Source organism: Micromonospora sp. DT4 (assembly GCF_049841675.1).
In the GTDB taxonomy this organism is placed as follows: domain Bacteria; phylum Actinomycetota; class Actinomycetes; order Mycobacteriales; family Micromonosporaceae; genus Micromonospora.
The window spans coordinates 1-7,048 of record NZ_JBNCKT010000178.1 but is presented as its reverse complement, the minus strand read 5'-3'; the positions used below and the strand labels follow the sequence as shown (position 1 = coordinate 7,048).

At 69.9% G+C, this 7,048-nt stretch carries 8 protein-coding genes; 6 read left to right on the top strand and 2 right to left on the bottom strand.

Going from position 1 to position 7,048, the window contains the following annotated elements; translation table 11 throughout:
- Positions 1 to 91: 91 nt before the first annotated feature.
- Complete coding sequence (locus ACLQ24_RS27880; RefSeq protein WP_425894716.1) at positions 92 to 448, bottom strand: hypothetical protein; 357 nt, start codon at positions 446 to 448, stop codon at positions 92 to 94.
- Positions 445 to 687, bottom strand: a complete 243-nt coding sequence (locus ACLQ24_RS27875; protein ID WP_425894715.1) for a hypothetical protein — start codon at positions 685 to 687, stop codon at positions 445 to 447. The genes ACLQ24_RS27880 and ACLQ24_RS27875 overlap by 4 nt, the downstream gene beginning before the upstream one ends.
- A 137-nt stretch (positions 688 to 824) precedes the next feature.
- Between ACLQ24_RS27875 and ACLQ24_RS27870 the strand changes: the two genes are divergently transcribed.
- From ACLQ24_RS27870 to ACLQ24_RS27845, 6 genes are all read left to right on the top strand, one after another.
- Positions 825 to 1,706, top strand: a complete 882-nt coding sequence (locus ACLQ24_RS27870; RefSeq protein ID WP_425894713.1) for a helix-turn-helix domain-containing protein — start codon at positions 825 to 827, stop codon at positions 1,704 to 1,706.
- Entirely contained in the window at positions 1,696 to 1,893 is a 198-nt protein-coding gene (locus ACLQ24_RS27865) for a DUF397 domain-containing protein (protein ID WP_425894712.1), read from the top strand. Before ACLQ24_RS27870 ends, ACLQ24_RS27865 begins: the two co-directional genes overlap by 11 nt.
- 347 nt (positions 1,894 to 2,240) lie before the next feature.
- Positions 2,241 to 3,452, top strand: a complete 1,212-nt coding sequence (dxr, locus tag ACLQ24_RS27860; RefSeq protein ID WP_425894711.1) for a 1-deoxy-D-xylulose-5-phosphate reductoisomerase — start codon at positions 2,241 to 2,243, stop codon at positions 3,450 to 3,452.
- Positions 3,452 to 4,702, top strand: a complete 1,251-nt coding sequence (locus ACLQ24_RS27855) for a M50 family metallopeptidase (RefSeq protein WP_425894710.1) — start codon at positions 3,452 to 3,454, stop codon at positions 4,700 to 4,702. The genes dxr and ACLQ24_RS27855 overlap by 1 nt, the downstream gene beginning before the upstream one ends.
- Positions 4,703 to 4,711: 9 nt before the next feature.
- A complete protein-coding gene (gene ispG, locus ACLQ24_RS27850) occupies positions 4,712 to 5,884 on the top strand; it encodes a flavodoxin-dependent (E)-4-hydroxy-3-methylbut-2-enyl-diphosphate synthase (protein WP_355233069.1) in 1,173 nt (390 codons plus the stop codon).
- A gap of 184 nt (positions 5,885 to 6,068) precedes the next feature.
- Positions 6,069 to 6,908 carry a GNAT family N-acetyltransferase gene (locus ACLQ24_RS27845; RefSeq protein ID WP_425894709.1) on the top strand — a complete coding sequence of 280 codons (840 nt, stop codon included), beginning with the start codon at positions 6,069 to 6,071 and terminating at the stop codon, positions 6,906 to 6,908.
- Positions 6,909 to 7,048 lie beyond the last annotated feature (140 nt).

The window sequence follows — 7,048 nt, the reverse complement described above, 5'->3', positions numbered from 1 at the left end:
CTGGCACACCAACCAGCCAGTCCTACGGTCCCTGACCGCATACGACCACTGACCCCCTTGGAATAGATCGTCTAGGGTCTCGCGGATCTGCTCAGGTCAGGCGGTCTGCACCGGTGCCAGGGCCGCCGCGAGGGCCTCGGCGTTCTTCTTGTCCATCCGGGGGAAGGTCAGGGTGACGCCGTCTCTCGCGGTGGGGAACCTGCCCGCAGGGGCCGTCGTGGGCGTCGGGACGCCGGCACCGGCCCGCGCCGCCGAGCCGGGCGTCACAGAACACTCGCGTACGCAGGAACTGCGCGTCCTCCTCGCTGAGCGTGGTCTCGCCGAAGTCGACGACGGTGAGGTGACCGAGCGAGTCGCACAGCGCCACGGCCAGGGCGGTTGCCTCGTCGAGGCTGGTCAGAGTGGTCGGCAGGTGGATGATCCACCGTGGCGCGGTTGCGAAGCTCATGGCAGGATCACCGTTCCTCCATCCACCAGGGTCTGGATCTGCCCGTCGGTCAGGCCGCGCTCGTGTAGGACGCGGCGGCCCCAGCGGTGCAGCCGGCACGGGTGCCGGGCGTCGTCCTTGCGGCAGCGCTCGCCGTCCGGTCGCTGCTCGGCGGCGTGCACGCTGATCGCCCGCAGCGCGAACACGACGTCCTCTTTGGTCACGTAGGGCGGCAACGGCAGTTCGTCGGTCGGTTCCATGGCCGTCCTTCGGTCGGATGTCCGGGGTCGATGGTCATCAACGAGCGTCATTTGGAAACTGGTCTAGCGCAATCTTCTGGAGCAGAATGCGGACCAAGGGATGAGGTGTCTTACGCGACGACAGTCAGGGAGATGACGTGGACGACTCCGGCAGCACGGTTCCACGGAGGCAGCTCGGCAGATATCTGAGAGAGCTTCGCGAAAACGCGTATGTGACGGTCACTGCGGCGGCCAAGGAATTGGAGTGGTCGGCACCCCGCATCTGGCGGTACGAGACCGGCCAGGTCTCCATGCACCCGAACGACGTGGCGGCCATGTGCCGCGTCTACGGCGCGTCCCCGGAGACGATCGAGACGATGCGGGCGCTTGCTCGGGAGACCAAGGCGCACGGCTGGTGGCACAGCTACGGCGAAGCGATCAAGGACTGGTTCAAGCTCTACGTCGGCCTGGAGGCCGCTGCCACCCGCATTCGCAAGTACGAGGCGGACCTCATCCCCGGACTGTTGCAGACGGTCGAGTACATGACCGAGGTGATCGCCACCGACCACCCGCAGATGAGCGAGGCGGACCGTCAGGCGAAGGTGGACGTGCGGCTGCGCCGGCAACGCCTGCTGGCCCGGGCGGTGCCCCGCGCCCCGCGCCTGGACGTGATCCTGGGCGAGGCGGTGCTGCGCCGGCCGCTGCGGGATCGGGCGGCGATGGGCCGGCAACTGGAATCCCTGGTGGTGTCGTCGCGGCAACACAACATCGGCGTCCGGGTGCTGCCGCTCGACGCCGGGCTGGTGCGCTGGGCACAGGCCGGCACCTTCACCATGCTCGACTTCCCGTCCGACGTGCGCGAGCCGGAGCCGACCACGATCTACATGGACGGGCCGTGCGGCGCGGTCTACCTTGACAAGGCTCACGAGATCGAGATTTACGAGGACGCCTGGCGCTCCCTGGGCGAGCGGGCGCTGGGCGTCGACGAGTCCCGTGAGCTGATTGAGGCGATAGCGAAGGAGATGACCGATGGAGCGTGACGGAGTCTGGCGCACGTCGACCCGATCCGGCGGTGAGGGCGACTGCGTCGAGGTGGCGGGGTTCGCCGAGACGGTCGGCGTACGCGACAGCAAAGACCAGCAGGGGCCGGTGCTGACCTTCAGCCCTCCGGCCTGGACCGACTTCGTCGCGGCAACCCGAACGGGCCGGTTGGACATCCCGAGCTGAGCGGGCCGAGGTGGGCTCCAGATTCTGGCGGTACCCGCCGGAGCCCACCCCGAGCATCAGTTCATCGGCAGGCCGAGCTGCTGGGCGACCGCCTTGCCGTCGCGTGCAGCGAACGGATCGTAGGGGCGCTGCCCCGCCGTAATCTCGGCGTTGAGCGCCAGCAGGTGCTTCGCGATCTCACCCGAGGAGGGCTGAAGTTCGCACGCCCTTGATCGACACGAGTTCGGCGAAGTGGGGGTGTCCGGGCATGGGGATACCGCCAGGTCGGCGATGTGGTGTCGATCGGAGGGGGCGGGGAGGCTGAGGCTCCCAGCGGGCGTGCAGCGGCGGTGGGGGAGAATGGCATCGTGACTTCCCCCCGCGATCTTGTCCTGCTCGGGTCCACCGGTTCGATCGGCACGCAGGCCATCGACATCGTCCGGCGCAACCCGGACCGGTTCCGGGTGGTGGCGATCGGTGCGGGTGGAGGCAACGTCGAGTTGCTCGCCGCGCAGGCCCTCGAGCTGGGAGTCGAGGCGGTCGGGGTGGCGAAGGCGTCCGCCGCCCAGGACCTGCAACTCGCGTTCTACGCCGAGGCGAGTCGGCGCGGCTGGGCCACCGGCGACTTCAAACTTCCCAAGATCGTGGCCGGGCCGGACGCCATGACCGAGTTGGCGCAGTGGCCGTGCGATGTCGTGCTCAACGGGGTGGTCGGCTCGCTGGGCCTCGCTCCTACGCTGGCCGCTCTGCGCGGTGGTCGTACTCTCGCGTTGGCCAACAAGGAGTCGCTCGTGGCCGGCGGCCCGCTGGTCAAGGCCGCGGTGACGCGGCCGGGGCAGATCGTCCCGGTCGACTCGGAGCACTCGGCGCTGGCCCAGTGTCTGCGCTCCGGGACGCGGGGTGAGGTGCGACGGCTGATCGTCACGGCCAGCGGCGGCCCGTTCCGGGGTCGGCAGCGCGACGAGTTGACGCAGGTAACACCGGAGCAGGCGCTCGCGCACCCGACCTGGAACATGGGACCGGTCGTCACGATCAACTCGGCGACCATGGTCAACAAGGCGCTCGAGGTGATCGAGGCGCACGAACTGTTCGACGTGCCGTACGCCGACATCGCCGTGATGGTGCACCCGCAGTCGGTGATCCACTCGATGGTCGAGTTCGTCGACGGGTCGACGATCGCCCAGGCCAGCCCACCGGACATGCGGCTGCCGATCGCGCTGGGCATCGGCTGGCCGGACCGGGTGCCCGAGGCCGCCACCGCCGTCGACTGGACGGCCGCGCACACCTGGGAGTTCGCGCCGCTCGACGACGCGGCGTTCCCGGCCGTCGCGCTGGCCAAGGCCGCCGGGGAGGCCGGGCGGTGCCGCCCGGCGATCTACAACGCGGCGAACGAGGAGTGCGTGGCGGCCTTCGTCGCGGGCCGGCTGCCGTTCCTCGGCATCGTCGACACCCTCGAGCGCGTGTTGGAGGACGCTCCGGACTTCACCGAACCAGGTACCGTCGGGGACGTGCTCGCGGCCGAGTCGTGGGCGCGCGCACACGCGCAGGAGATCATCGCGGGTTCGGTGGAAGGAGCTTGATGTCGTACCTGCTCGGGGTGGTCCTCTTCGCCCTGGCCATCCTCGTCTCGGTGAGTCTGCACGAGGCGGGGCACCTGCTCACCGCCAAGATGTTCGGGATGAAGGTGACGAAGTACTTCGTCGGCTTCGGCCCCACCATCTGGTCGTTCAAGCGGGGTGAGACCGAATACGGCCTCAAGGGCATCCCCCTCGGCGGATTCTGCAAGATCGTCGGGATGACCCCGCAGGACGACGACGTCGAGCCGGGCGACGAGTCGCGGGTGATGTGGCGCTATCCGGTCTGGAAGCGGACGATCGTGATGGCCGCCGGCTCGATCACGCACTTCGCGCTCGCGCTGATCACCATCTGGATCCTCGCCGTCTCCGCCGGCCTGCCCAACCCCGACTTCCCGACCACCGACGCGCAGGCCCGCCAGGAACCCGCCGTCATCCAGCTCAGCGACTGCGTGGTGCCGGAGAACACGCCGCGCGCCTGCACCTCCACGGACGCCCCCAGCCCGGCCGCCCAGGCGCAGCTACGCGACGGCGACCGGATCACCTCGATCAACGGCACCCCGATCGGTAACTACGGTGAGCTGCTGACCACGCTGCGCGCCCTCAAGCCGGGGGCGACCACGCAGATCGCGTACGTCCGCGACGGGCAGCCCGGCACCACGAGCACCGTGCTCGCGCAGACCCAGCGCCCGCCCCTGGACAACCCCGACGGTGCCACCGGGCCGGTGGCCGCGCTCGGTGTCGGCCTCGTTCCCAGCACCCCCACCCGCGTGACGTACGGGCCGGGTGGCGCGTTCGGCGCCACCGCCGACTTCACCGGTCAACTGGCCGTCGGCACCGCGCAGGCGTTGCAGCGCATCCCGCAGAAGGTCCCCGCCCTGTGGACCGCCCTCACCGGCGGCGAGCGGGACGTGGACACCCCGATCAGCGTCGTCGGCGCGAGCCGGCTCGGCGGCGAGGCCGTCCAGAACAACGCCTGGCTGGTCTTCTTCATGCTGTTCGTGTCGCTGAACTTCTTCATCGGCGTGTTCAACCTGCTGCCGTTGCTCCCCGTGGACGGCGGCCACATCGCCATCGCCTGGTTCGAACGGGTCCGCTCCTGGATCTACGCGCGGATCGGCCGGCGGGACCCCGGCCGGGTCGACTACCTCAAACTGATGCCCTTCACGTACGCGGTGATCCTGATCGGTGGCGCGTTCACACTGCTCACCATCGCCGCGGACGTCGTCAACCCGATCACGCTCTTCTCAAGGTGAGTGCCTGAAGTGACCGCTATCAGTCTCGGTATGCCCGCCGTGCCGCCCCCGCCACTGGCTCCCCGCCGAGCCAGCCGTCAGATCATGGTCGGCTCGGTGCCGGTCGGTGGCGGCGCGCCGGTGTCCGTACAGTCGATGACCACGACCCTCACCTCCGACGTCAACGCGACCCTCCAGCAGATCGCCGAGCTCACCGCGTCCGGCTGCCAGATCGTCCGGGTGGCGGTGCCGTCCCAGGACGACGTCGAGGCGCTGCCCGCGATCGCCAAGAAGTCGCAGATCCCGGTTATCGCCGACATCCACTTCCAGCCCAAGTACGTCTTCGCCGCGATCGACGCCGGGTGCGCGGCCGTCCGGGTCAACCCGGGCAACATCCGGCAGTTCGACGACAAGGTCAAGGAGATCGCCGCAGCGGCCTCTGCCGCCGGTACGCCGATCCGGATCGGCGTCAACGCGGGCTCGCTCGACAAGCGGTTGCTGGCCAAGTACGGCAAGGCCACCGCCGAGGCGCTGGTCGAGTCGGCGCTGTGGGAGTGCTCGCTGTTCGAGGAGCACGGCTTCCGCGACATCAAGATCTCGGTCAAGCACAACGACCCGGTCGTGATGATCCGGGCGTACCGGCAGTTGGCCGAGCAGTGCGACTACCCGCTGCACCTCGGTGTCACCGAGGCCGGGCCGGCCTTCCAGGGCACCATCAAGTCCGCGGTCGCCTTCGGTGCCCTGCTGGCAGAGGGCATCGGCGACACCATCCGGGTGTCGCTCTCCGCCCCGCCGGTCGAGGAGATCAAGGTCGGCAACCAGATCCTGGAGTCGCTGGGCCTGCGCGAACGCGGCCTGGAGATCGTCTCCTGCCCGTCCTGCGGGCGTGCCCAGGTGGACGTCTACAAGCTCGCCGAGGAGGTCACCGCCGGCCTCGAAGGGCTGCCCGTGCCGCTGCGGGTGGCCGTCATGGGCTGCGTCGTCAACGGCCCGGGCGAGGCCCGCGAGGCCGACCTGGGCGTCGCGTCCGGCAACGGCAAGGGCCAGATCTTCGTCAAGGGTCAGGTCGTCAAGACGGTGCCCGAGGCGCAGATCGTGGAGACGCTGATCGAGGAGGCGCTGCGCATCGCCGACGAGATGGGCGCCGAGCTTCCCGAGGAGCTGCGCGGGCTGGTCACCGGCCCCACGGTCACCGTGCACTGAGTCAGTTTGAAGAATGCGGGCCGTTCCCCCTCGGGGAGCGGCCCGCATCCGTTCTGGCGCCGTCTCACCCTGCTTCGGCGAGCGGGCCGCACCCGATCGGCCAGCCTGCCACCGAGGTGGTGACCGTGACCGGGCTCGCCACTCGGCCGGCGGGGCGGGGGGTCGATCTGGCAGGCTGGTAGGCGTGCTGACGGTGCCGGTACGGCAACTGGGGGAATCGGAGCGCCGCGCGGTCGAGCGCCTGCTCGACCGTGACCCGTTCGCGGGCGCGCAGGTCGCCGAGCGCATCGCCGCGCGCGGGCTGTCCTGGTGGCGGGCCGAAGGGCGAATCCTGGGGTACGGCGCCCGGCGCAACCTCGAATCACTGTGCTGGCTCGGCGGCAACCTGACGCCGGTGCTCGCCAACGACGCCGCCGTGTCCGCCTTCGCCGACCTGCTCGCGGGCGAGGAGCGGCTCTGCTCCTCGATCGTCGGCCGCGCTGACGCCGTCCTCGCCCTCTGGGACCGGCTCTCCGGCACGTGGGGTCCGGCCCGCGACGTCCGCCCCAACCAGCCGCTGCTGGCCACCGACACACCGCCGGCCGTTCCGGCCGATCCAGAGGTACGCCGCGTCCGCTCCGGCGAGGTCGACCGACTCTTCCCGGCGGCCGTCGCCATGTACACCGAAGAGGTCGGCGTCTCCCCACTCGCCGAGGACGCCGGCCGCAGCTACCGCCGTCGGGTCAACGACCTGGTCCGCGCCGGCCGCGCGTACGCCCGGTTCGTCGACGGCAAGGTCGTGTTCAAGGCCGAGTTGGCCGTCGTGACCAAGCGGACCGCCCAGGTCCAGGGAGTCTGGGTCGCGCCGGAATGGCGGGGCCGGGGCATCGCCGCCGGCGCGATGGCCGCGGTGGTACGCGACGCGCTGGCCCGGGTCGCCCCGACCGTCAGCCTCTACGTCAACGACTTCAACCTTGCGGCCCGCCGGGTGTACGAACGCTGCGGCTTCGAACCGGTCGGCACGCTCGCCACGGTCCTCTTCTGAACGACCACCGACGCCGCCAGCGCTCACGCCTCCAGAGCTTGGACAGTTTCCGTTAGCTGTTGACCTCCGCTATTCAGAGTGAATAGCTGGCATCGAGGGTGGTCAAGGAAAGGTGCACCCGACCTGCAAGGATATGGTTG